This is a genomic window from Cycloclasticus zancles 78-ME (assembly GCF_000442595.1).
Classification (GTDB): domain Bacteria; phylum Pseudomonadota; class Gammaproteobacteria; order Methylococcales; family Cycloclasticaceae; genus Cycloclasticus; species Cycloclasticus pugetii.
Genome location: NC_021917.1, coordinates 1,237,298 through 1,258,896, shown reverse-complemented (window position 1 = coordinate 1,258,896; position 21,599 = coordinate 1,237,298). Strand labels below are relative to the sequence as shown.

Below are 21,599 nucleotides of genomic sequence, written 5' to 3'. Positions count from 1 at the left end.
AAACTAACTAGTGATTAAGCGGAATGGAAAAGCGATAGCCTCTTCCTCTTAGCGTTTCTATCGGCTTGTGTTGATCATTGGGGTCTAATTTTTTGCGCAATCGGCCTACAAACACTTCAATTACATTACTATCACGGTCAAAATCTTGATCATATATATGCTCCGTAATTTCAGTTTTTGAAATAACCTTACCAGAATGCATCATCATATATTCCAGCATTTTATATTCATAAGCGGTTAATACAACAGGCTTTTCATCCACCAAAACCTGCTGTGCACTGCTATCCAATGATATTGGGCCACACACAAGCATTGGAGATGCAACACCGGCAGAACGACGAATCAACGCATTCATCCGCGCTAATAGCTCTTCGGTATGAAATGGCTTAACTAAATAGTCATCTGCGCCTGCCTCTAAACCCTCAACCTTTTCTTCCCAACGTGCACGAGCTGTCAATATAAGTATTGGGAAATTGATATCTTTAGCACGAAGCTGCTTTATAACTTCCATCCCTGGGATATCTGGCAAGCCAAGGTCTACAATCGCAATATCAATGGGGTACTCTGTACCAAAATAAAGAGCATCAGTACCATTATCTGTCGCATCGACAGCAAACCCCCTCTTCGTTAAATTCTCAACCAGTTGCTCCTGCAAGGATTGATCATCTTCAACTACAAGAACTCGCATAAAAAACCTTTCCGTTATTTTCGTGTACCTTGAACACGAATTTTTTTAACATGCCCTTTATCAGTCAACACCTTGATTACGTGAACTGGTTGCCCATTCATTTGCTTTGTTTGAGCGTCGAGAACCTTCCCTTTACTATTCTTTTTAACTGCCTTGATTGCCTCATCCAAACTGATAATATCTGCAACAGCTAACACAATCATCTCATCACACGCTAAAACATGACTTGAAATAGCCATATTGCAAAAAATAGTGAACAAAATTACTTTTAAAGTACGCATATCATTATAAAAAGCTCATTGAGTGGTAAACAGTTTATTCATTTCGCATGAATTTTAGCTGAATATTTTATCTTCTATACGCCTCTAAAACAAAAAGACTTTATTCAGTGTTGTAAAGTTAGCCATGAACGATGCCGTAGCAGCGCCCATACTTTTTGCCAATTTCTCAAGAAAGGGTTGCTGGGCTGTAAAATCAACAATTTTCTCTTCGCCAATTTCATTCTTCGCAACAGATCGAACATCACCAATAGCATCAGTCAAACCTAATTCAATACTCTCAGAGCCAGCCCACACTAGACCACTAAATAAATCTGGGTTTTCTGCTAAACGCTCTCCTCTGCCACTTTTTACAGACTCGATAAATTCTGTATGAATATCGTTCAACATCCCTTGAACGTGTGCTTTTTCAGCAGGTTTTACGTTGGAAAATGGGTCTAAAAATCCTTTATGCTCTCCGGCAGTATATAAACGACGCTCTACACCCAATGATTTCATCGTGTCCGTAAAGCCAAAGCCATTCATCACCACGCCAATTGAGCCGACAATGCTAGATTGGTTGACAAATATTTTATCCGCCGCTGACGCGATAAAATAACAGCCAGAGGCACATAAATCCTCAACCACCGCATAGATTGGTAGTGTTGGGTGAGTATTTTTGAGCTCTCGAATAGCCTCATAAACATAACTCGATTGTACGGGACTTCCACCAGGAGAATTCACCCGTAAAACAATTCCTTTAGTGTTGGGGTCCTTAACTGCATTTTTTAGACTTTTAATAATACTCTCAGCATCTGCCTCGCCACCCGAAACAATGATTCCTTTAACATCAACCATCGCGGTATGTGGACCTTTTGATAATGTGCTTACATCAGACATCGGTGACATAGCCAAGCTACTGATAAAAATGATGTAGGTTAACAATAAAAGCTTGAAAAAAATATTCCATCGTCGTGTCCGTCGTTGTTCTATGACAGAAGCCAGAGCGACCTTCTCTAATACAGATCTCTCCCATTGTTGATCATTCGGTATTGATTTATCTTTGTTAAAAAACGCCATTCTTACCCCTCAAATATTTCCATTAAATTATTAATACACGCTACCGGCATCTGTTTTGATAATATTTCATGTGAGTGGGCACCCGTGGTGACGCCTATGCTGGATACACCTGCATTATTCGCCATCTTTAAATCTAATGTTGAGTCACCAATCATTATCGCCTTGTCTGGCTGGATACCACTTTCGTCAAGAATATCAAATAACATATGTGGGCTAGGTTTCGATTGCATTTTTTCAGCACACCGAAGGTGGTCGAAATAAGGGCGAAGCCCCGTTCCATCAAGGCTTCTATCCAAACCTGATTGCCCTTTACCCGTCGCTACTGCTAACGTTTTACCCATTTGTTTTAACTTTTCCAAGGTCGGTAATGTATCAACAAACAAGTCTTTTGTTGAAATCTTTTTAGCTAAATAAACCTCACGATAGGCAGCAACCATGGCTATTTTTTCATCATCAGACAGCTCTGGAAATAAGGTTACCATTGCCTCTGACAGGCTCAGGCCAATAATATCTTTACAGGCTTGTTGGCTAGGTTGATCTATGCCTTGGTGCTTAGCTATTGTCTGAATGCACTCAACAATCCAATCGATAGAGTCTACTAGGGTGCCATCCCAATCAAAAATTATTAAATCGTACTGAGTAATCATAGTGTTTTTAAAAACATTTCAAGTTCGTTATCTAGAGGCGCTTCAAACATGACCTTTTTTTCACTTAAGGGGTGTATAAACTCAAGCTTGCTTGCATGTAAAAAAAGCCTCATTAAGCCTTTCTCGCGGTAAGATTTATACTGTGCCGGTGTTGAATAGCGCTCATCTCCGGCAATAGGGTGACCAAAATGCTTAGCATGCACCCTTATTTGGTGTGTTCGACCCGTTTTAGGCGACGCTGATACTAAGGTTGCCCCTTTATATTGCGCCAATTTCTCAAACAAGGTTTCCGACTTTTTACCCTCAGGGTGAACACGCACCCTGTGTTCCCCACTTTCTAATGTCCGCTTTTCCAACGGTGCATTCACGTTAACGGACTGTTTATGGATAACACCACAGAGTAATGCTGTGTATGTTTTGCTTATTGTTCTATTGCGTAATAATGATTGCAGCCCATTTAACATTTTTCTATTTTTTGCGATCAATAAACAGCCAGAGGTCGCCTTATCTAAACGATGAACTAATTCCAAATAACGCTCCTCTGGGCGTAAAAACCGTAATGTTTCAATTACCCCGTGACTGTTTGCCGTTCCGCCATGAACAGCCATACCAGAAGGCTTATTAAGCACCAATAAGTGTTCGTCTTCATATATCACCCTTTCCTCAAGGCTCGACAACATCCACTTTGCTGGTGATGACGTGCTTTTTTCTTCCATTTTTACTGGTGGCACCCTCACCAGGTCATTGACCTTTAAACGATAGATGATTTTTGCTCGCCCTTTATTAATCCTGACTTCCCCACGGCGAATAATCTTGTATATATGGCTTTTAGGAACGCCTTTTAACTGCGTCATTAAAAAATTATCCAAGCGTTGACCTACTGAATTTTCGTCGACCTCAATAAACCGAACTTTGTCATACGCCTCTGTTTTCATATAGTTTTAACTTTAGTGTATATCTGATTGATGTTATTAGCTTAATTTGCTATAGTCCGAAAAGTTTAATAGGTATTAGATAAGAATTATTAAACTCAGTGAACATGATAACGATTGTCTGTTAGCAAAGCTAATCTGTCGTTTTATAACTCGCCCTTTGGGGTGGTTACATTGAAGTAGGTCAGCTACTTTATTCAGCTTTACAACAGGATCTGAATGCATCAGTTACACAACTGGCATTCAAACGGGTTTTATTTGCTCGACCCATGATGAGCGATTTTTAATTGCCCATAAATACAGAAATTTAATACGGACATTTCAATAAAGCCAATTAATAAAATAAGTTTAAGCTTTTATGTCTGAACCAAGTGAGAAACAAACTATTTTTAAACCACTAAAATTTAAAGATAACAATTAGTATATGAAACTACTCCACCTTTCTCGCCACCCAATAATTTCTGTGCACTATGCGGCATCAGGAAAAGAAACAAATGAAAAGAATGTTAATCAATGCCACTCACACAGAAGAGTTACGAGTGGCCCTTGTCGACGGACAAAAACTATATGACCTTGATATAGAGGTACCTGCAAGAGAACAGAAAAAATCAAATATATATAAAGGACTTATTACCCGCGTAGAACGTAGCTTAGAAGCCGTTTTTGTTGACTATGGTGCTAACCGCCATGGTTTCCTTCCATTTAAAGAAATTACCGGTCAAGCGATTGGCTTAGACACCCAAGATATAAAAGACAAAAACCAAATTAAAGAAGGTTTGGAAATAGTCGTACAAGTTGAAAAAGAAGAGCGTGGCAATAAAGGCGCAGCGCTGACAACACAAATTAGCTTAGCAGGTAGCTATTTAGTATTAATGCCAAACAACCCGGGTTCGGGCGGTATTTCACGCCGTATTGACGGTGATAATAGAACAGCTTTACGCGAAGTACTTGATCAACTTGAAATTCCAGAAAATATTGGCCTCATCGTTCGTACTGCCGGTGTTGGTAAGTCAGTCGAAGAGCTCCAATGGGACTTAAACTATCTTACACATTTGTGGGATGCCATTAGTCTCGCTTCAAAAGACCGTAAAGCGCCCTATTTGATCTTCCAAGAAAGCAACTTTGTTATCCGTTCTATTCGTGATTACTTACGTGCTGATATTGATGAAGTTCTGATTGATAGTGAAGCATCATTTAATTTAGCACATGATTTTATGCAGCAAATTATGCCGCAATATTTATCGCGCGTTAAACTTTACGAAGACTCCGTTCCTTTGTTCACGCGTTACCAAATCGAAAGCCAAATTGAAACCGCTTACGGACGTGAAGTCCCTCTTCCATCTGGTGGGTCCATTGTTATAGACCCAACTGAAGCGCTCACCTCCATCGACATCAACTCAGCTCGTGCTACAAAAGGTGCTGACTTTGAAACGACCGCACTCAATATCAACCTTGAAGCTGCTGATGAGATTGCAAGACAACTTCGTATTCGTGATATGGGCGGCCTATTCGTCATCGATTTCATTGATATGGGGCCTACTAAAAATCAACGGATGGTAGAAAATCGCATTAAAGAAGCGATGAAGCATGACAGAGCACGTATTCAATTCAGCAGAATTTCACGCTTTGGTTTATTGGAAATGTCTCGTCAACGAATCCATTCATCGTTAACAGAGTCTAGCTTGCCTGTTTGCCCACGCTGTCATGGTCAGGGTACTATTCGAAGTGTTGAGTCGCTCTCTTTATCCATTATTCGCATTCTGGAAGAAGAAGCGATGAAAGAGCATACAGCGCGGGTAGTTGTTCATGTCCCCATTGATTGCGCGACTTTTGTTCTTAACGAAAAACGTTCTGAAGTTGAGCAAATTGAAGAGACTCATAAAGTATCGTTGATTATCGTTCCTGATAAACATCTTGAAACACCTCATTACGAAATAGAACGAATTCGTACAAAAGAAGCAAAACAAGATACGGCTGCCAGTCATGAGCGCCTACAAAATAGTAAGACTCGAGACGCTAAACCATATCAACGTGAAGCCGTCAGCCAAGAAACGGCCGCCGTTAAGAATGTTATGCCTGCTACACAACGCCCAACAGCACCATCAAACGTAGCCAACGATGGTTTCTTTAAGCGTTTGTTAAGCAAAATAGTGCCGTCATCAGAAAAACAACCTGTTAAAAAAGAGCCGGCTAAAGCAAATAAAACGAGCAATAACCAGCAAGGCAACCAACAACGCAACGCTAACCCAAACGAAAATAAAAATAGAAACCGTAATAAAAACAGAAATAAAAATAGAAATAACAAAGATCAGAGTAAGCAGAACCCAAATACATCACAGGCTGCTAATGTTGATGGTTCAAACGAAAAAACAAACCCAAAACCAGCTCAAACCAAACAAAACGATGCTGAGCAACCATCACGACCTAGAAGACGACGTAGATCCAATAAACGTTCACCTAACAGCGATGCACCTAAGTCACAAAACACTAATATTGCCGAATCTAAGCCTCTAGAGTCTAAGCCTCTAGAGTCTAAGCCTGTAGAGTCTAAGCCTGTAGAGTCTAAGCCTGTAGAGTCTAAACCTGTAGAGTCTAAACCTGTAGAAGCTAAGCCCACTGAAACTGGTAACACAGGGGTTAAAAACGGTACTCGCCACCCTCGCAGAAGAAGGCGTACAACAAGCAACAAACCTAAGCCTCTCGACACGGCAAATGGCTCACCAGAAACCAATCAAGGTGCAGCCACTTCAAAGCCAGTAGATGTAGAGTCTAAGCCTGTAGAGTCTAAGCCTGTAGAGTCTAAGCCTGTAGAGTCTAAGCCTGTAGAGTCTAAGCCTGTAGAGTCTAAGCCTGTAGAGTCTAAGCCTGTAGAAGCTAAGCCTGTAGAAGCTAAGCCTGTAGAGTCTAAGCCTGTAGAGTCTAAGCCTGTAGAAGCTAAGCCTGTAGAAGCTAAGCCTGTAGAAGCTAAGCCTGTAGAAGCTAAGCCTGTAGAAGCTAAGCCTGTAGAAGCTAAGCCTGTAGAAGCTAAGCCTGTGGAGCCTAAACCTGTTGAGTCATTAACCAAAGATCAACAGTAATCACACACTGTCAAAAAAAGTAGTTAAAACGTTATAAACCAATAAAGGCCTCAGCAAAAACTGGGGCCTTTATTGGTCTTCTAATCTTATAAACCGAACAAACTAAGAGTCACTGTGCTGCTTTAAGTTGAATCGCTACTACATCGCCTCTGACACAGGTTATGCCATCACTTTGTAACTCTGTTTTAATAAAATATTTTCTACCCTCAACCTTTTCCACTGTGGCACGTAATTCAACTTCCCTCATCGGAACTGGTTTTATATAGCGAAGGTTCATTGAGCCGGTCACCATCTGAATGCTTCGGTCGTATTTATCATCATTTCCGACTTTTTTATGAGCATACGACAAGGCTGTATTGACTGAGTGACAATCAATTAAACTGGCAGAAATTCCGCCATACAAATAATTTGGCGGCCCAATCATGTATTCCTTAGGCGTCCATTGGCAAACTACTTCGTCACCTTCCCAATGACTTTCAATTTGCAAACCATAAGGGTTATCTTGCCCACAACCAAAACATCCATTGGGTCTCATTTTTTCTTGTATTGATATTTTTTTCATAACATCCTTGATATAAGCGCTTCAATTAATAACTAACGAGTTGTTGTTTTTCTAGATACCGCGAATCATAAGAATAACAAAGTCTATTATTTTTCTTAGACTAATTTAAAGCCCAAGCTTTTGTCGCCATAATTTCAACGAGGTTCATGAACAAGCAATAGGAGCCCGAATATAAGCCCTGTATAAAAAACCCCAAGCATAACGACTGACATCCGTTTTTTTCTCTTGCCAAGTCACCTAACGATTTTTATTGTCAGCATCCCTAGGTACTTTTTTATTCGTTGCATAAAGAGTTTTTATCAATTCTTTATTGTCTGCGTGGTTATTAAGAAAAGCTTTAACTCGTCCTGTTAATATTCACTGGTAACCACTCAAGCTATCATTATTCTCGCGTCCATTTGTATTAATTCACTGGATAAACAACATAACAATTGTTAGAATTTCACGTTTATAAAAAGACTATTTAGCCTCAACAAAACCTGTACAGGAGTTAATATAAATGAGCACCAAAAATGAGCGATTTAGCGGCCCAGGCCCTGATCAAATCTACGATGATTTTTTAAAAAAAGGTGTTTTTTCTTTACCTAAATGTCAAGACTGCCAAGAATTTCATTTCTTCCCTCGAGTCGTTTGTCCTCATTGCGGTAGTTTTAACCTTGAATGGACAGCGGTCAGCGGAAAAGGTGAAGTTTATTCAACAACAACCGTTCGACGTAAGCCCGAACGCGGCGGTAATTACAATGTATGTCACGTCACATTAGAAGAAGGCCCTCGCCTGATGAGCCGCGTTGAAGGTGTTGACCCATTAGATGTAAAAATTGGTGATCAAGTCAGCGCCGTTATCAAAAATGATGAAGACAGTTCTTTTATTGTCTTCGTACCAGCACAGGGAGTTTAAAAGATGTCACATGAATTAAGAGGTTCATCTGCGGTTGTTGGCGTTGGTTTGGCCGGTTGCGGCGAAGCTCATGGGAGAATGCCATTAGATATCCTAGCCGAGGCTACGCATAACGCGTTAGATGACGCTGGCTTAAAACTATCCGATGTAGACGGTATTTTCACCGGTTCGTCTTATCACTTTATGCCGGCATTGAGTACAGCTGAGTACCTAGGCATTAAACCGCGTTTTTCTGACAGCAGTATGGTCGGTGGTTCATCATTTGTAGCGCATACACTAAATGCTGCTATGGCCATTAAAACAGGCCAATGCGATGTTGCTTTAATTTGTTATGGCAGTAATCAACGCACAGCCGGTGGCAAATTGGCCACCATGTCTGAACAACAAATTTATGAAGCACCTTATAAACCCCGTTATCCAATAAGCTCCTACGCACTCGCTGCGGCTCGTCATATGCATCAATATGGTACAACACGTGAACAAATGGCTGATGTAGCTGTTGCGGCTCGTCAATGGGCACAGTTGAACCCAGCCGCTTTTGCACGCGATGATCTCACTCGTCAAGATGTGCTTAATTCGCGCATGATTAGCGACCCTCTTTCTTTAATGGATTGCTGCTTGGTGACCGACGGTGGCGGTGCTGTTATTATGGTATCGAGTGAACGGGCAAAAGATTTTCCGAATAAACCCGTTTATGTATTAGGCACTGGTACCGCTCACTGGCATCGTCAAATCACTCAAATGCCGGACTTAACAACCACCGCTGCCGTAGACGCTGGAAAGCGTGCGTTTGCAATGGCCGGTTTAACAAAAGACGATGTTGATGTAGTTGAGCTTTATGATGCGTTCACCATTAACACTATCCTTTTCCTTGAAGACTTAGGTTTCTGCGCTAAAGGTGAAGGTGGTGCTTTTGTCGAAAATGGTAATATTGCACCCGGCGGTAGCCTACCAGTTAACACCAATGGTGGCGGTCTATCATGTGTCCACCCAGGTATGTACGGCATCTTCATTCTTATTGAAGCCATTCAACAATTACGTGGCGGGTGTGGCGCACGACAAGTTGATAACCCAGAAGTTGCTCTGGTTAACGGCAATGGTGGAGTCCTATCCAGTCAAGTAACAACAATTCTAGGAACAGAGGCAGTTTTATAGTATGAGTAACCCTTCTTTAAACGGCATAAAAGTCGTTGATTTATCACGCGTTTTAGGTGGCCCCTTATGTACTCAAATTTTAGGCGACCATGGCGCAGAAATTCTAAAAGTTGAACCTCCCGCAGGTGATGAAACACGCGGCTGGGGCCCTCCTTATCATGAACGTGGAAGTGCCTATTACGATGGGGTTAATCGTAATAAAAAAGGCATTGCCTTAGATATGCGTCAGCCTGAAGCACACCAAATTCTATTCCGCTTACTTGAAACAGCAGATGTTCTTGTTGAAAATTTTAAGGTTGGCACACTCGAAAAATGGGGTATAGGCTTTACTGATGTATTACAAAAGAAATTTCCTCGCTTAATTCATTGCCGTGTAACTGGTTTTGGCAGTAATGGTCCCTACGCTGGTTTCCCTGGTTACGACGCCGTTGCTCAAGCCACGTCCGGCTTAATGAGTATTAACGGTGACGCTGATCGCCCACCTGTTCGAATTGGTGTGCCTATCGTTGACTTGACCACCGGCATGAATGCAGTTATTGCGATATTATTAGCCTTATATGAGCGAGAAACTTCTGGGCTAGGCCAATCAATAGAAGTCAGTTTATATGATACGGCGGTGAGCTTAATTCACCCGCATGCCGCCAACTGGTTTTTAGATGGTAAACCACAAAAACGCCTCGGTAGCGCGCATCCAAACATCACACCTTATGACCTCTTCCCTACCGCTAATGGGATGTTGTTTCTAGGGATTGGTAATGATCGTCAGTTTGCTGGTTTATGTAAAGAATTAGGTCACCCTGAAATAGCACAAGATCCACGGTTTACGATTAATGCTAACCGCGCCAAAAATAAAGCTGAGTTGCGCGTTATTCTTGAAGATTTACTGGCTGACCGCGATGGCAAAGCGATGACCGCAGAATTAATGAGCAAAGGTATTCCTGCTGGCGCAGTACAAACGGTTGAAGATGCTTTGCAGCACCCGCAAACTAAAGCAAGAGAAATGGTCATAGAGTCGGGCGAGTACAGAGGCACAGGCATTCCTATAAAACTGTCGCGAACACCGGGGAAATTTAAATGCCGCCCTCCCCAATATGGTGAAAACAATACCGAAATATTAACGGATGCCGGCTACAGCCCAGAAGAAATAGAGCGCTTTAAAGAAATGCAAATAACATTAGAAAAACCACGTAAATAACTGATAAATAATTGTTTTTTATATAAAATGAAACGCTTAGCTATTATTGCTCATGCACCCTCGCCGAATATAAAACGGATGATAAATGCCGTCTTAAAGGGTGCAAATAGTAATGAGGTAAACGGCGTCGAAGCTATTTTTATACCCGCGCTAGAAGCAAAGGCAGAAGATGTACTCAATGCAGATGCATTAATTTTAGCTACGCCAGAAAACTTAGGTTATATGAGTGGTGGCTTAAAGGATTTTTTTGATCGTAACTATTATCCGTGCATGGATAAAACAGAAGCCATGCCCTGTGCAGTCCTTATTCGTGCAGGCAATGATGGCACTGGCACAAAACGAGCGATTGAATCTATTTTAACCGGCCTACGATGGAAAATTGTTCAACAACCGCTTATTTGTCATGGTGATTTTAAAGAAGAATTTATAGGCCAAGCCGAAGAGCTCGGACTTTTTATGGCGGCTAGTTTAGATGCTGGGATTATCTAAGTTAGGTAACTCATCAACGACAAAATAGACGGTTAAACAATGAATTTTTCCTATACTGAAGAACAGCAAGCCATTCGGGACTCTATTCAAAAGTTTTGTAAACCTTTTGATGATGACTATTGGTTAAAGCGCGATCAGCAAGGTGGTTTTCCACATGACTTTTACCAAGCAATGGCAGACGGTGGCTGGATGGGAATTTGTATTCCTGAAGCTTATGGTGGTTCAGGTTTAGGTATTACCGAAGCTGCCATTATGGCAAGTACCATTGCTGAATCAGGAGCGGGTATGTCTGGCGCATCAGCCGTTCACATTAATATTTTTGGCTTAAACCCCGTTGTCGTGTTTGGTACCGAGGAGCAAAAAAATCGCATGCTACGACCGATGGCTGAAGGTCGCGAAAAGGCCTGTTTTGCTGTTACTGAACCGAACACCGGCTTGAATACGACACAGCTTAAAACCTTGGCTATCCGTAAAGACGACCGTTATATTGTTAATGGGCAAAAAGTATGGATCTCCACTGCCCAAGTGGCTGATAAAATCTTATTATTAGCACGAACCACCCCATTAGAAGACGTTAAAAAACCTACACAGGGCTTAAGCCTTTTTTATACCGACTTCGACCGTAATAAAATCAGCGTTCATGAAATTGAAAAAATGGGTCGTAAAGCGGTTGATTCAAATGAATTATTTATTGATGGCCTAGAAATACCGATAGAAGACCGTATTGGCGAAGAAGGAAAAGGCTTTGAATACATTCTTCATGGGATGAACCCCGAGCGTATTTTAATTGCAGGAGAAGCTGTTGGGCTTGGCAGAATTGCGTTAAAAAAAGCAACTGATTACGCTAAAGAACGCATTGTTTTTAATCGTCCAATTGGCCAAAACCAAGGCATACAACACCCATTAGCTGTGTGTTGGTCTGAGTTAGAAGCTGCTTGGCTGATGGCCATGTCGGCTGCTTGGCAATATGATAATAATCAACCCTGTGGTGCAGCGGCTAATGCAGCTAAATATTTGGCTGGAGAGGCGGGTTTTCATGCTTGTGAAACAGCCGTTATGACTCACGGTGGTTTTGGCTACGCAAAAGAATATCACGTTGAACGCTATCTTCGTGAATCAATGATACCAAGAATTGCCCCTGTCAGTCCTCAGCTTGCCTTATGTTATATTGCAGAACGCGTATTAGGCTTAGCTAAATCGTATTAACCATTATTAGGTAATCAACCTAGTCATCTAATGTACGTTTGCCGGTATACGGCACTGTATCTTCAATGTGCGAGTAAATAAATGGTGCAATGGGGTGTTCCCTTTCTTCACTTATATGGCCTAGCAGACCAGCACTGCGAGTCACTACTGCTATACCACGCATCACATCCCATGGCACACCAATTTCTGATAACACGACCGCTATCGCACCGGTTGCATTAATGGTTAAGTGCTTGCCGTATACCTGATCAACCGTTTTAGATAGTGTGGTAACAATATCTATATAACGCCCCTCTACACCTGCTTGACGAGCTATTTCAAAGAGTCGCGGTGTTCGCGGGTCATCTGGTTTGTGAAAGGGGTGACCAAATCCGGGGATTGCTTGGCGTGTTGCTTTAAAGCCGTTCACAATGCGTAAACAACTGGCCTCTACCCCTTCTTCTGCGGTGATAATATCTTGTAAATTCTTAGCCATGCCTTCCATTGTGCCCACTAAGCCACTACCAATTCCCTGTAAACCTGCCGAAATAGCCCCTTGAACCGATTCTGGGGCTGCCATTATTGTCAATCGAGTGGCTATCGCGCTGGGCGTTAAGCCGTGTTCCATTAAGGTAACCAAAACAGCATCGAAAATAGCTATTTCTCCCTTGCTAGGCATGCGTTGCATCAAATGTAAAAAGAACATTTCGGTAAAACTAACATGCCCCATCAACTCATTAACCAGATCTTTGTTTCGAACCAGAATTTTTTGCTCATTTGTGGTCGATATTTTCGTTTCAGGTGTTAAGTGCTTTGCCATACATACCCCCCCTTTTTACCGCTAAATAGTTAACCGATTGCCTGTGTCCTTATTTTGATATTTTGCTAATGACAAAGCCTTTTAAAACGGTTCTTTCACCACAGAAACATACCAGTTGGCATCGAGCATACACGCCATCTTTTCTTTTCTCTATCTGTTCAATATCACCTGATACGCGCACAGTATCACCGGGGTAAACGGGGCCTAAAAATGACACATTCAATTCACCACCATAAGCCCATCCTTGCCAGTTCCAAGCTGATAAAACTCGAGAAACAAATGCAAGTGTCAATAAACCATGAGCAATCGTCCGACCAAAAAAAGTGGTTTTCGCAAACTCAGGGTCAATATGTAAAGGATTGATATCGCCTGACGCGTCAGCATAAGCATCAATCATGCTTTGATCGACAGCTTGAGTCAATTCACCTATTGAAGCACCGACACAATACCCTTCATAAGATTTTAGTTCGCTCATGCCTCTTTCCCCCAGATCCGTGTAATCATCCCGCTGGTCACTAATTCTCCTTCTTGGTTGTGCGTTTGCGTTGTCATTTCAACGTAGTTACGCCCTTTCCTTTCATACAACTTAAGTACCTTTGCCGAGGTATAGAGCGTTTCACCAATATAGGCAGGCCGATGAAATTTAAATTGTTGTTTTGCATGAATTCCGCCCGGTGGGCCTACGCGTGTTCGTAGTGCTTCAATCACATATACCGCCGCCAACATGGGTGGTGCAATACGGCGCCCTTGTTGATCCTCTTCTCTTAGCTGAGGTGTTTCATCCTGTGTCGATTCAATGTATTTATCCACACGCTCCGCTGTCACCTCAAAAGATGGTACTGGGTCGAGAAAATCATCACCTTCAGACATACTGCTATACTTCACATAAGTGCTCATCATCAATTCTCTGTTTAATTTGTTTTGTATTGATAAACCAGGTCGCCACTACGTGTCACCTCACCTGTTCCAATTAAATAATTTAAATGCGCCATCGCTTCACCCGTTGCCAACGATAAATTGAATAGACTTAATCGTTTGCCATAGAGCATATGCAATACCTCCAACCCTGACCGAGCTTGTTGGCAAAATGCTAAAATTTGATCTAATGATTTACGATGCCCTTCTTTAAGCATTGTTGCACGTTCCTTAATGCCCTTAAAAATTCGACCGTGTGATGGCAATACCACCGTATCGGCACCTAAGGTTGCCAAGGTGTCTAAACTGGATAAATAATCGGCCAGTGGATCTGCATCACTTTCATAGAAATTAACACTGACATTCGGCGAAATATTAGGCAATATTTGATCTCCGGAGACAAGAAGGTCTCGTTGCTTATTATGCAGACAAATATGCCCGGGGCTGTGGCCATTAAATTGTAATAAATGCCATTGCTCGCCATTAATCAACAGTGACTGCCCATCAACCAAACGCTGATATGAGGTAGGTGCCTCCGGAACACCGGTAACATAACCGCCGACTTTATCTTGTAGCTGTTGAATGTCTTCTTGAGCTAAACCAAAACGCTCAAAATATTCCCTACGTCTAGCTTTTTGCTGCTTAGAATACTCTTGACATGCCATCTGGGTAGTCAAAAATTCAATTTGACTCATATGCACGGGCGCATTTGTTTTATGCGCTAACCATTGAGCCATGCCTACATGATCAGGGTGAAAATGAGTAATGATTATTTTCTGAATCGGTTCATTATGACAAAAATCTACCAATACCTTATTCCATAGTAAGGTTGCCTCTTCACTATAAAACCCAGAATCAATAATCGTCCAGCCTTCCCCATCCCTCAACAACCAAAGGTTGATATGATCTAACGCATAGGGAATAGGCATTTTCAGTAAGAAAATGCCTTCTTCTACCTTCATTGGAAGACCAAACTCCGGTTTGCTGGCTATCGGAAAGGTCAACATCCCCATATATTAATACGTCCTTTAAGCCTGACTAAAACGCTGTAGATGATAATCACGGTCTCCAAACACAGCATTCATCATGGTTAAACGTTTTACATAATGTGCAACATCTAATTCATCGGTTACGCCGATACCACCGTGTAATTGAGCGGCTTGCTCACCAACAATTGATCGTGCGTCTCCCAAATAAACTTTAGCCGCAGAGACACTTTTTACACGTTCAGTCGTATCATCTTCTGACACCTTGATAGCGGCCAGATAGGACAACGAACGCAGTTGTTCTTCGGTCATAAACATATCAACACAGCGGTGCTGAAGTACTTGAAAATTACCAATGGGCTGATCAAATTGTTTACGTGTTTTAAGGTATTCTACAGTTTTATCACGCAACTCAGTCACCACACCAACCCCTTCGGCACAAACTGCAGCTGTTGCAGCATCAATCACATATTCAATGTCGGAAAATGCACCATCTAAGTCACCAACAAGGGCGCTTTCATCTACCATGACATTATCAAATGTTAATTCAGAAGCACGTAGGCCATCGACTGTTTCATAATCACGCGAGGTTAAGCCCTCTATATCTTTATCAACAATGAATAAAGAAATCCCTTCTGGCGTAAAATTATCACCACTGGTTCTAGCTGAAACGATTATTTTATCCGCCGTTTCTGCATTAAATACCACCGATTTTGCACCAGACAAACAGTATTGAGCTGCTTTTTTCTGTGCGCTAAATTCAACGTCAGTTAAGTTATAGCGTGATTGACGCTCAGCATAGGCAAATGCTAGTTTCATTTCCCCTGCAATAAGAGCAGGTAAAATGGCTTCTTTTTGTTCAGTATTTGCAGCTCGTTGAATCAATAAACCACCCAATACAATAGAGGCTAAATACGGTTCAACAACAAGACCTTTACCAATCGCCTCCATTATTACAATCAAACCTGTTTGGCCAAAACCAAAACCGCCAAACTCTTCATCAAATGGCACGCCCAATAAACCCATATCAGCAAAATTTTGCCAATTTTCTTCGCTGTAACCAATGCCTTTACGACTAAGTGATTGGCGAGTCTCAAAGTCATATTCATTCTGCAAGAACTTATGTATCCCATCTTGCAACATGATCATTTCTTCAGTAAATTCTAAATTCATTTAACTACTCCTACTGCTTAAAGGCCCAACACGGCCTTCGCCATGATGTTCTTTTGAATTTCATTTGATCCACCATAAATGGATGATTTACGCCAATCTAAATAGTGAGGCGTCAGTACTGATGCTTCTTCCGGCCCAATAGGTTCTTCTTGCCAACCTTCGGTCATAGACTCTTTTACGTAAGGCAAGGCAAAATAACCAACTGCTTCCATTAATAAAGCAGTGATTGCTTGTTGAACCTCTGTCCCTTTAACTTTTAAAAGCGAGGACTCAGCACCCGGCGCATCGCCCAATGCAAGTTTGGACAACACGCGCATATTAGTCATTTCTAAGGCCATTAATTCAATTTCAACTGCTGATATTTTCGCTTTAAACATCGCATCTTCAATCAATGGCTTACCATTATATTTTTCTTTTGAAGCGAGCTCTTTAAGACGTTTAATTTGTCTTTTTGAACGAGGTACTTGCGCAATATATGTTCGCTCATGCATCAATAATGATTTAGCAATTGTCCAGCCTTCACCTTCTTCGCCCACTAGGTTCTCTACCGGCACTTTCACGTTTTCTAGAAATACTTGGTTAACCACATGCATGCCATCAACCGTAATAATCGGCGAGGTTGAAACACCTGGCGATTTCATATCAATTAATAAAAAGCTAATGCCTTTTTGTTTTCGATCTTCTTGGCTGGTCCTTACCAGTGTAAACATCATGTCGGCGTAATGGCCGTGTGTTGTCCATGTTTTTGAGCCATTGACAATGTAATGGTCGCCCTGTCTTTCAGCTTTTGTTTGTAATGAAGCTAAATCTGAACCTGCATTAGGTTCCGAATAACCTTGGCACCACCACACATTACTATGAAGAATATCATTTAGATATTTATCGCGTTGTTCAGGCGTACCATATTTCATCAACACCGGTGCTAACATCACTAAACCAAAAGCTACTGTCCTAAGGCAATTAGCTGCACCGCACTCTTCCTCGAAGATATATTTTTGCACCGGCGTCCAACCTGGGCCACCATATTCAGCAGGCCAACCTGGAGCAACCCAACCATCTTTAGCCGCCAGAATTTTTTGCCAGCGTACGTAGTCTTCTTTTTTAAGGGCGATACCTTTAGCTACTTTTTCTTGTATATCTTTAGGGTAATTTTCCTTAATAAATTCACGCACTTCCTGCTGGAAGGCTTTTTCTTCGGGGGTATAATTTAAATCCACGTATAACTCCTTTATTGCCTTAGTTTATTAAATTTATCTTTTAAATAAGTTTTATTGATTGGTTCTCTACACCCTAAACGGTATGGGTTGATAGTTTTATTGTTGATCTATAGCCGCTTAACTCTCGTTTTATAGTCTTCAACTAATTCGTGAAGCCATTATAGACACCCGGGCGGTTAATAGTGCGTCTGCCTAACTCTTGTTAGTGTCTTAGTATTACCTACTGTTAGTTATCATCTTGCTTTGGATCACTAGAAACAGGCACACCTCTTCATTTACGCCCTCACGTTTCTAGCCTTCAATTGTTTTACTTTGCCTAAATTACTAAGCTTTCATAGGCAGTGGCTACCAATTCAAAAATTCGGCATCAATAAACAAAATGCCTTCAAGGCAATTTGCTCCTCACCCTTAGGGCATAAAGCACAACCATATAAAATACTAACAATCGTTAGATTTTGCAAGTAATTTAAGCTTTTTTATGTTATTTTTCACAATAAAATAACATTTACTCACATTGGATAACGCTAAATGAATAAACAAGCTTCTCAAACCATCTCAACTAAACTGTCTCAATTTGTTCATGGTTTCAATCTCAATAACGTCCCCCTTGATGTTCAGCAATATGCCTTACAACTAATTCTAGATGGAACAGGTATCGCCTATGCTTCAACTCAATATGATTTCAGCAAAAAAGGGCTCGAAGCACTACGTCTCTTTAAGGAGCCCGGTGAGCATATTGTACTCGGAACAGGTGAAAAAATGCCCTACCGAGATGCTGCGCTGGCCAATGGCTTACTCATACATGGACTAGATTTTGATGATACTCATGTCGCAGGTGTAGTGCATATGACCTCTGCAGTTTGGCCCTGTGTTTTAGCAGTTGCTGAAAAATGTAATTCAACCGGTGAAGAGATGTTAGCCGCCTATATAGCAGGCATGGAAGTCGGGGCTCGACTTGGAATGGTTGCAAAAGGAGCCTTTCACCAAGTCGGTCATCACCCCACCGGAATCGCAGGAGCATTTGCCTGTTCCCTTGTCGCTGCCATGTTAATGAAGCTGCCCGTAGAACAGAAGACGATGGCGCAAGGTATTGCCTTAAGTATGGCTTCAGGTAATTTTGAATTTTTGGAAGATGGCGCATGGACCAAGCGTTATCACCCAGGCTGGGCTGCCGTATCTGGCATTATGGCAGCGACCTTTGCTAAGGCCGGATATATTGGCCCGAGTTTGCCTTATGAAGGGCGTTTTGGTTTATACAACAGTCACTTGATTGGGCTGGAACCGGGTTGTGATTATGATTTAGCAACCGCCGGCTTAAATTCTGTTTGGGAGGTTATGAATGTAGGCGTTAAGCCTTACCCTTCTTGCCATTTCACCCATGCTTGCATTGATGCTACTTTACACTTAACGAAAGAGCATCAATTAACGGTCGATCAAATTGAGAGCATTACAGCACTAGTTCCCGAGGAAGTTGTTAAAACAGTGTGCGAGCCGCTTGAGAACAAACAAGCACCAACCTGTGCATATGAAGCTCAATTTAGTGTGCCTTACTTAGTTGCTGTTGCTTTAGTCCGCCACGATTTTACTTTAGCAGATCTAGAACCTACACCCTTGGCAGACCCTGTCGTTGCAGCATTAGCAAAAAAAGTGATTTATCAGGTAGACCCAAACTCTGGTTTCCCAACCTATTACTCCGGTGAAGTACATATCACCTTAAAAGATGGGCGCGTCCTGAAACATCGCGAACATAAAAACCGAGGTTGTTTTGATAGGCCGTTAAGTGCTGACGATATTGCTAAGAAATTTTTCCTTAACTGCCAATTGGCAATCTCAAAAAACAAAGCAACTGAGATTCAACAAGCTATTTTAAATTTGGCCTCATTTTCTAGCGTGACAGAATTAACAAGTCATTTATAACGACCACTAAATTTAAAGTGAATAACGTAACAGTTGGCTGACGTTATTCACTTTAATACTATGACCCTTTAATACCATCCCAGAAAAAACCAATTTGAATTTCTGCAATTTCATCAATTGTTTTACCACCAGGTGAATACCAAGCGAGTGTTCTATTAAGTGAGCCTAGTAAAGACAGCCTTAATATTTTTAAATCGACATCGGCTTTAATGTCACCTTTTTCCTGTGCGGCAACTAGCCATTTTCGCCAAATATTTTCGTACCTATCTCGTCCTACACGCCCTTCTTCTTGGACTGCAGTTGGCATTTGCCCATAGTTACGAATACTCGTTGAGGTATAGTCTCCTTTTTCAAGCAAAGCAGTTAAATGTCCCTTTGCAGCCTCCATCAAGACCTCTTGAGTCGACGCGTCTTCTGGCAACGCATTAACACGAGCAAGCACGGTATTAATTATATTTTCAAGACCAATCTTTAAAATCTCAAGAACTAGCTGTTCTTTCGAATCAAAATGATAATAAAGACTACCCGCCTTGATATCTAATGACTTGGCTATATCTCTTAATGCTGTACCGTTATAACCTTGCTTACTAAACAAAGCTGCTGAAGCATCTAAAATTCTCTCTCTGGTTTTCTTCACTTTATTTTTTGGAGCAGCTGCTGGTATTGTCGACATGGCTAAATTTACGATTAACTAAATTGAATGATTATAACATAACTACATATTGGCATAGTTCGGCCCACCGCCCCCTTCAGGCGTCACCCAGGTGATATTTTGTGTAGGGTCTTTAATATCACATGTCTTGCAATGCACACAGTTTTGGCCATTAATCTGAAACGTTGGCTGGCCCTCAGCATCTTCAATCACTTCATAAACCCCAGCTGGGCAATAACGTTGAGCTGGCTCATCATACAGCGGCAAATTATGTTTAATTGGAACAGAAGGATCTATTAATTTTAAATGGCAAGGCTGATCTTCTTCATGATTCGTGCTAGATAAAAAAACAGATGACAATTTATCAAACGTAAGCTTTCCATCAGGTTTTGGATAGTCTGGCGCCTCGCACTGTGAAGCTTGTTTTAAAGTTTCATGATCGGGTGTGGTGTTATGCCAAGTAAAAGGCATCTTCCCTGCAAAAATATTTTGGTCTAACCAAGCAAATGAGCCACCCAGTAACGTACCAAATTTATGTAACGCTGGGCCGAAATTACGGGTTTTATACAACTCATCAAATACCCAAGATGATTTGTATTTATCGTCCATTACGGTTAATGCCTTATTTGCAATATCACCGGCTAACATCGACTCCATAATTGCTTCAGCAGCTAACATTCCGGTTTTCATGGCCGTATGATTGCCTTTAATTTTTGCACCATTTAGGAAACCAGCATCACAACCCACTAACAGCCCACCAGAGAAACTAAGCTTAGGAACTGACTGCATTCCTCCTTTGTTAACTGCACGTGCACCGTATGCGATCCGTTTTCCACCTTCAAGGAACTGAGAAATTTTAGGGTTAAGCTTCCAACGTTGCATTTCATCAAACGGGCTCAAATGTGGGTTGTCATAATTTAATGCAACGATAAACCCAAGTGCGACTTGATTATTTTCCATATGGTACAAAAAGCCGCCGCCTTCAGTGTGGTTATCAAGCGGCCAGCCAGCCGTGTGCACGACAAGCCCTTCTTCGTGTTTTTCCGGCTCAATTGTCCAAATTTCTTTAATTCCTAAGCCATAATGCTGGGGGTCAACATTTTCACGCAGGTTAAAGGTTTCCATTAACTGCTTACCAAGGTGACCGCGGCAGCCTTCAGCAAAAATCGTCTGTTTAGCCAACAATTCCATACCTGGCATGTAGCCATCTTTTTCTGAACCATCTTCAGCAACGCCCATGTCGCCGGTTAAAATACCCTTAACACTGCCATCATCATTATATAAAACCTCTGATGCCGTGAACCCAGGGAAAATTTCAACACCCATCCCTTCTGCCTGCTCAGCCAACCAACGACACACATTAGCCATGCTAACAATATAATTACCTTCATTATGCATCGGTTTAGGAATTAAAAAGTTAGGGGTTTTGATACCTTTTTCTTGGCCAGTTAAATAATAAACATCATCTCCTTTGACCTTTGTTTTTAATGGTGCGCCTTTTTCTTTCCAATCAGGAAACAGCTCATCCATCGCTGTGGGTTCAATCACCGCACCCGATAGAATATGTGCGCCAACTTCCGAGCCCTTTTCAATAACACAAACCATTAATTCTTGGTTTTTTTCTTGCGCTAACTGCATCAGTTTGCAGGCCGCTGATAAGCCAGCAGGCCCAGCACCAACGATCACTACATCAAACTCCATTGACTCACGTTCCATATTACCCCCTAACATTAATACGAAAAAAAGGTGCCAGC

Annotated in this window: 21 protein-coding genes; 7 read left to right on the top strand and 14 right to left on the bottom strand. The window is 41.6% G+C overall.

Annotated features, from left to right (window positions below; all coding sequences use genetic code 11):
- Window positions 1-7 precede the first annotated feature (7 nt).
- The 5 genes from CYCME_RS06130 to CYCME_RS06110 form a co-directional block, all read right to left on the bottom strand.
- Window positions 8-688, bottom strand: coding sequence for a response regulator transcription factor (locus tag CYCME_RS06130; protein WP_015005982.1), 681 nt, complete (start codon window positions 686-688; stop codon window positions 8-10).
- Window positions 689-702: 14 nt separating this feature from the next.
- Window positions 703-969: a PepSY domain-containing protein gene (locus tag CYCME_RS06125; RefSeq protein WP_041932915.1), complete on the bottom strand. Its 267-nt coding sequence runs from the start codon at window positions 967-969 to the stop codon at window positions 703-705.
- An 84-nt stretch (window positions 970-1,053) separates the two neighbouring features.
- On the bottom strand, window positions 1,054-2,025 hold the full coding sequence (locus tag CYCME_RS06120) for a S49 family peptidase (RefSeq protein ID WP_015005984.1): 972 nt from the start codon (window positions 2,023-2,025) through the stop codon (window positions 1,054-1,056).
- A gap of 2 nt (window positions 2,026-2,027) precedes the next feature.
- Window positions 2,028-2,672 (bottom strand): HAD family hydrolase, encoded by a 645-nt coding sequence (locus CYCME_RS06115; RefSeq protein WP_016390634.1) that lies wholly within the window; start codon window positions 2,670-2,672, stop codon window positions 2,028-2,030.
- Window positions 2,669-3,607, bottom strand: coding sequence for an RluA family pseudouridine synthase (locus tag CYCME_RS06110; protein WP_020932443.1), 939 nt, complete (start codon window positions 3,605-3,607; stop codon window positions 2,669-2,671). Before CYCME_RS06110 ends, CYCME_RS06115 begins: the two co-directional genes overlap by 4 nt.
- A gap of 491 nt (window positions 3,608-4,098) precedes the next feature.
- Here CYCME_RS06110 and CYCME_RS06105 point away from each other — a divergent pair, with 491 nt between their 5' ends.
- A complete protein-coding gene (locus CYCME_RS06105) occupies window positions 4,099-6,681 on the top strand; it encodes an Rne/Rng family ribonuclease (RefSeq protein ID WP_041932914.1) in 2,583 nt (860 codons plus the stop codon).
- Window positions 6,682-6,790: 109 nt separating this feature from the next.
- Here the strand turns inward: CYCME_RS06105 and CYCME_RS06100 are convergent, their stop codons facing one another.
- The gene (locus CYCME_RS06100; protein ID WP_015005988.1) at window positions 6,791-7,243 is read right to left on the bottom strand and encodes a PaaI family thioesterase; all 453 of its coding nucleotides are present in this window, start codon (window positions 7,241-7,243) and stop codon (window positions 6,791-6,793) included.
- 499 nt (window positions 7,244-7,742) lie between these two features.
- Between CYCME_RS06100 and CYCME_RS06095 the strand changes: the two genes are divergently transcribed.
- The 5 genes from CYCME_RS06095 to CYCME_RS06075 are packed head-to-tail and all read left to right on the top strand — an operon-like array spanning window position 7,743 to window position 12,186.
- Entirely contained in the window at window positions 7,743-8,141 is a 399-nt protein-coding gene (locus tag CYCME_RS06095) for a Zn-ribbon domain-containing OB-fold protein (protein WP_015005989.1), read from the top strand.
- A 3-nt stretch (window positions 8,142-8,144) separates the two neighbouring features.
- The gene (locus tag CYCME_RS06090) at window positions 8,145-9,296 is read left to right on the top strand and encodes a thiolase (RefSeq protein ID WP_020932440.1); all 1,152 of its coding nucleotides are present in this window, start codon (window positions 8,145-8,147) and stop codon (window positions 9,294-9,296) included.
- A gap of 1 nt (window position 9,297) precedes the next feature.
- Window positions 9,298-10,491 (top strand): CaiB/BaiF CoA transferase family protein, encoded by a 1,194-nt coding sequence (locus tag CYCME_RS06085; protein ID WP_015005991.1) that lies wholly within the window; start codon window positions 9,298-9,300, stop codon window positions 10,489-10,491.
- A gap of 27 nt (window positions 10,492-10,518) precedes the next feature.
- Window positions 10,519-10,980 carry a flavodoxin family protein gene (locus CYCME_RS06080; RefSeq protein WP_020932439.1) on the top strand — a complete coding sequence of 154 codons (462 nt, stop codon included), beginning with the start codon at window positions 10,519-10,521 and terminating at the stop codon, window positions 10,978-10,980.
- 39 nt (window positions 10,981-11,019) lie between these two features.
- Complete coding sequence (locus tag CYCME_RS06075) at window positions 11,020-12,186, top strand: acyl-CoA dehydrogenase family protein (protein ID WP_020932438.1); 1,167 nt, start codon at window positions 11,020-11,022, stop codon at window positions 12,184-12,186.
- Window positions 12,187-12,205: 19 nt separating this feature from the next.
- Here the strand turns inward: CYCME_RS06075 and CYCME_RS06070 are convergent, their stop codons facing one another.
- The 6 genes from CYCME_RS06070 to CYCME_RS06045 are packed head-to-tail and all read right to left on the bottom strand — an operon-like array spanning window position 12,206 to window position 17,276.
- Entirely contained in the window at window positions 12,206-12,985 is a 780-nt protein-coding gene (locus CYCME_RS06070) for a citryl-CoA lyase (protein ID WP_020932437.1), read from the bottom strand.
- Between the two features lie 49 nt (window positions 12,986-13,034).
- Window positions 13,035-13,460 carry a MaoC family dehydratase gene (locus CYCME_RS06065; protein WP_020932436.1) on the bottom strand — a complete coding sequence of 142 codons (426 nt, stop codon included), beginning with the start codon at window positions 13,458-13,460 and terminating at the stop codon, window positions 13,035-13,037.
- Window positions 13,457-13,855: a MaoC family dehydratase gene (locus CYCME_RS06060; protein WP_223253227.1), complete on the bottom strand. Its 399-nt coding sequence runs from the start codon at window positions 13,853-13,855 to the stop codon at window positions 13,457-13,459. Before CYCME_RS06060 ends, CYCME_RS06065 begins: the two co-directional genes overlap by 4 nt.
- A 41-nt stretch (window positions 13,856-13,896) precedes the next feature.
- A complete protein-coding gene (locus CYCME_RS06055; RefSeq protein WP_015005997.1) occupies window positions 13,897-14,913 on the bottom strand; it encodes an MBL fold metallo-hydrolase in 1,017 nt (338 codons plus the stop codon).
- Between the two features lie 15 nt (window positions 14,914-14,928).
- On the bottom strand, window positions 14,929-16,059 hold the full coding sequence (locus CYCME_RS06050; protein WP_020932435.1) for an acyl-CoA dehydrogenase family protein: 1,131 nt from the start codon (window positions 16,057-16,059) through the stop codon (window positions 14,929-14,931).
- Window positions 16,060-16,076: 17 nt separating this feature from the next.
- Window positions 16,077-17,276, bottom strand: coding sequence for an acyl-CoA dehydrogenase family protein (locus CYCME_RS06045; RefSeq protein ID WP_015005999.1), 1,200 nt, complete (start codon window positions 17,274-17,276; stop codon window positions 16,077-16,079).
- Window positions 17,277-17,804: 528 nt separating this feature from the next.
- On the opposite strand from CYCME_RS06045, the gene CYCME_RS06040 reads away from it, so the two are divergent.
- On the top strand, window positions 17,805-19,193 hold the full coding sequence (locus tag CYCME_RS06040) for an MmgE/PrpD family protein (RefSeq protein ID WP_020932434.1): 1,389 nt from the start codon (window positions 17,805-17,807) through the stop codon (window positions 19,191-19,193).
- Window positions 19,194-19,251: 58 nt separating this feature from the next.
- On the opposite strand, the gene CYCME_RS06035 is transcribed toward CYCME_RS06040, so the two are convergent.
- Together CYCME_RS06035 and CYCME_RS06030 are read right to left on the bottom strand one after the other, a co-directional pair.
- Complete coding sequence (locus CYCME_RS06035) at window positions 19,252-19,866, bottom strand: TetR/AcrR family transcriptional regulator (protein WP_020932433.1); 615 nt, start codon at window positions 19,864-19,866, stop codon at window positions 19,252-19,254.
- Between the two features lie 42 nt (window positions 19,867-19,908).
- Window positions 19,909-21,561 carry an electron transfer flavoprotein-ubiquinone oxidoreductase gene (locus tag CYCME_RS06030; RefSeq protein WP_020932432.1) on the bottom strand — a complete coding sequence of 551 codons (1,653 nt, stop codon included), beginning with the start codon at window positions 21,559-21,561 and terminating at the stop codon, window positions 19,909-19,911.
- Between the last annotated feature and the right edge of the window lie 38 nt (window positions 21,562-21,599).

Bases quoted from the DNA above. Each gene is read 5' to 3' on its own strand.
- CYCME_RS06085 (WP_015005991.1), top strand. From the start codon at position 9,298: ATGAGTAACCCTTCTTTAAACGGCATAAAAGTCGTTGATTTATCACGC.
- CYCME_RS06125 (WP_041932915.1), bottom strand. From the start codon at position 969: ATGCGTACTTTAAAAGTAATTTTGTTCACTATTTTTTGCAATATGGCT.
- CYCME_RS06035 (WP_020932433.1), bottom strand. From the start codon at position 19,866: ATGTCGACAATACCAGCAGCTGCTCCAAAAAATAAAGTGAAGAAAACC.
- CYCME_RS06030 (WP_020932432.1), bottom strand. From the start codon at position 21,561: ATGGAACGTGAGTCAATGGAGTTTGATGTAGTGATCGTTGGTGCTGGG.
- CYCME_RS06070 (WP_020932437.1), bottom strand. From the start codon at position 12,985: ATGGCAAAGCACTTAACACCTGAAACGAAAATATCGACCACAAATGAG.
- CYCME_RS06055 (WP_015005997.1), bottom strand. From the start codon at position 14,913: ATGGGGATGTTGACCTTTCCGATAGCCAGCAAACCGGAGTTTGGTCTT.
- CYCME_RS06090 (WP_020932440.1), top strand. From the start codon at position 8,145: ATGTCACATGAATTAAGAGGTTCATCTGCGGTTGTTGGCGTTGGTTTG.
- CYCME_RS06105 (WP_041932914.1), top strand. From the start codon at position 4,099: ATGAAAAGAATGTTAATCAATGCCACTCACACAGAAGAGTTACGAGTG.
- CYCME_RS06080 (WP_020932439.1), top strand. From the start codon at position 10,519: ATGAAACGCTTAGCTATTATTGCTCATGCACCCTCGCCGAATATAAAA.
- CYCME_RS06060 (WP_223253227.1), bottom strand. From the start codon at position 13,855: ATGTCTGAAGGTGATGATTTTCTCGACCCAGTACCATCTTTTGAGGTG.
- CYCME_RS06100 (WP_015005988.1), bottom strand. From the start codon at position 7,243: ATGAAAAAAATATCAATACAAGAAAAAATGAGACCCAATGGATGTTTT.
- CYCME_RS06130 (WP_015005982.1), bottom strand. From the start codon at position 688: ATGCGAGTTCTTGTAGTTGAAGATGATCAATCCTTGCAGGAGCAACTG.
- CYCME_RS06065 (WP_020932436.1), bottom strand. From the start codon at position 13,460: ATGAGCGAACTAAAATCTTATGAAGGGTATTGTGTCGGTGCTTCAATA.
- CYCME_RS06115 (WP_016390634.1), bottom strand. From the start codon at position 2,672: ATGATTACTCAGTACGATTTAATAATTTTTGATTGGGATGGCACCCTA.
- CYCME_RS06120 (WP_015005984.1), bottom strand. From the start codon at position 2,025: ATGGCGTTTTTTAACAAAGATAAATCAATACCGAATGATCAACAATGG.
- CYCME_RS06050 (WP_020932435.1), bottom strand. From the start codon at position 16,059: ATGAATTTAGAATTTACTGAAGAAATGATCATGTTGCAAGATGGGATA.
- CYCME_RS06095 (WP_015005989.1), top strand. From the start codon at position 7,743: ATGAGCACCAAAAATGAGCGATTTAGCGGCCCAGGCCCTGATCAAATC.
- CYCME_RS06110 (WP_020932443.1), bottom strand. From the start codon at position 3,607: ATGAAAACAGAGGCGTATGACAAAGTTCGGTTTATTGAGGTCGACGAA.
- CYCME_RS06040 (WP_020932434.1), top strand. From the start codon at position 17,805: ATGAATAAACAAGCTTCTCAAACCATCTCAACTAAACTGTCTCAATTT.
- CYCME_RS06075 (WP_020932438.1), top strand. From the start codon at position 11,020: ATGAATTTTTCCTATACTGAAGAACAGCAAGCCATTCGGGACTCTATT.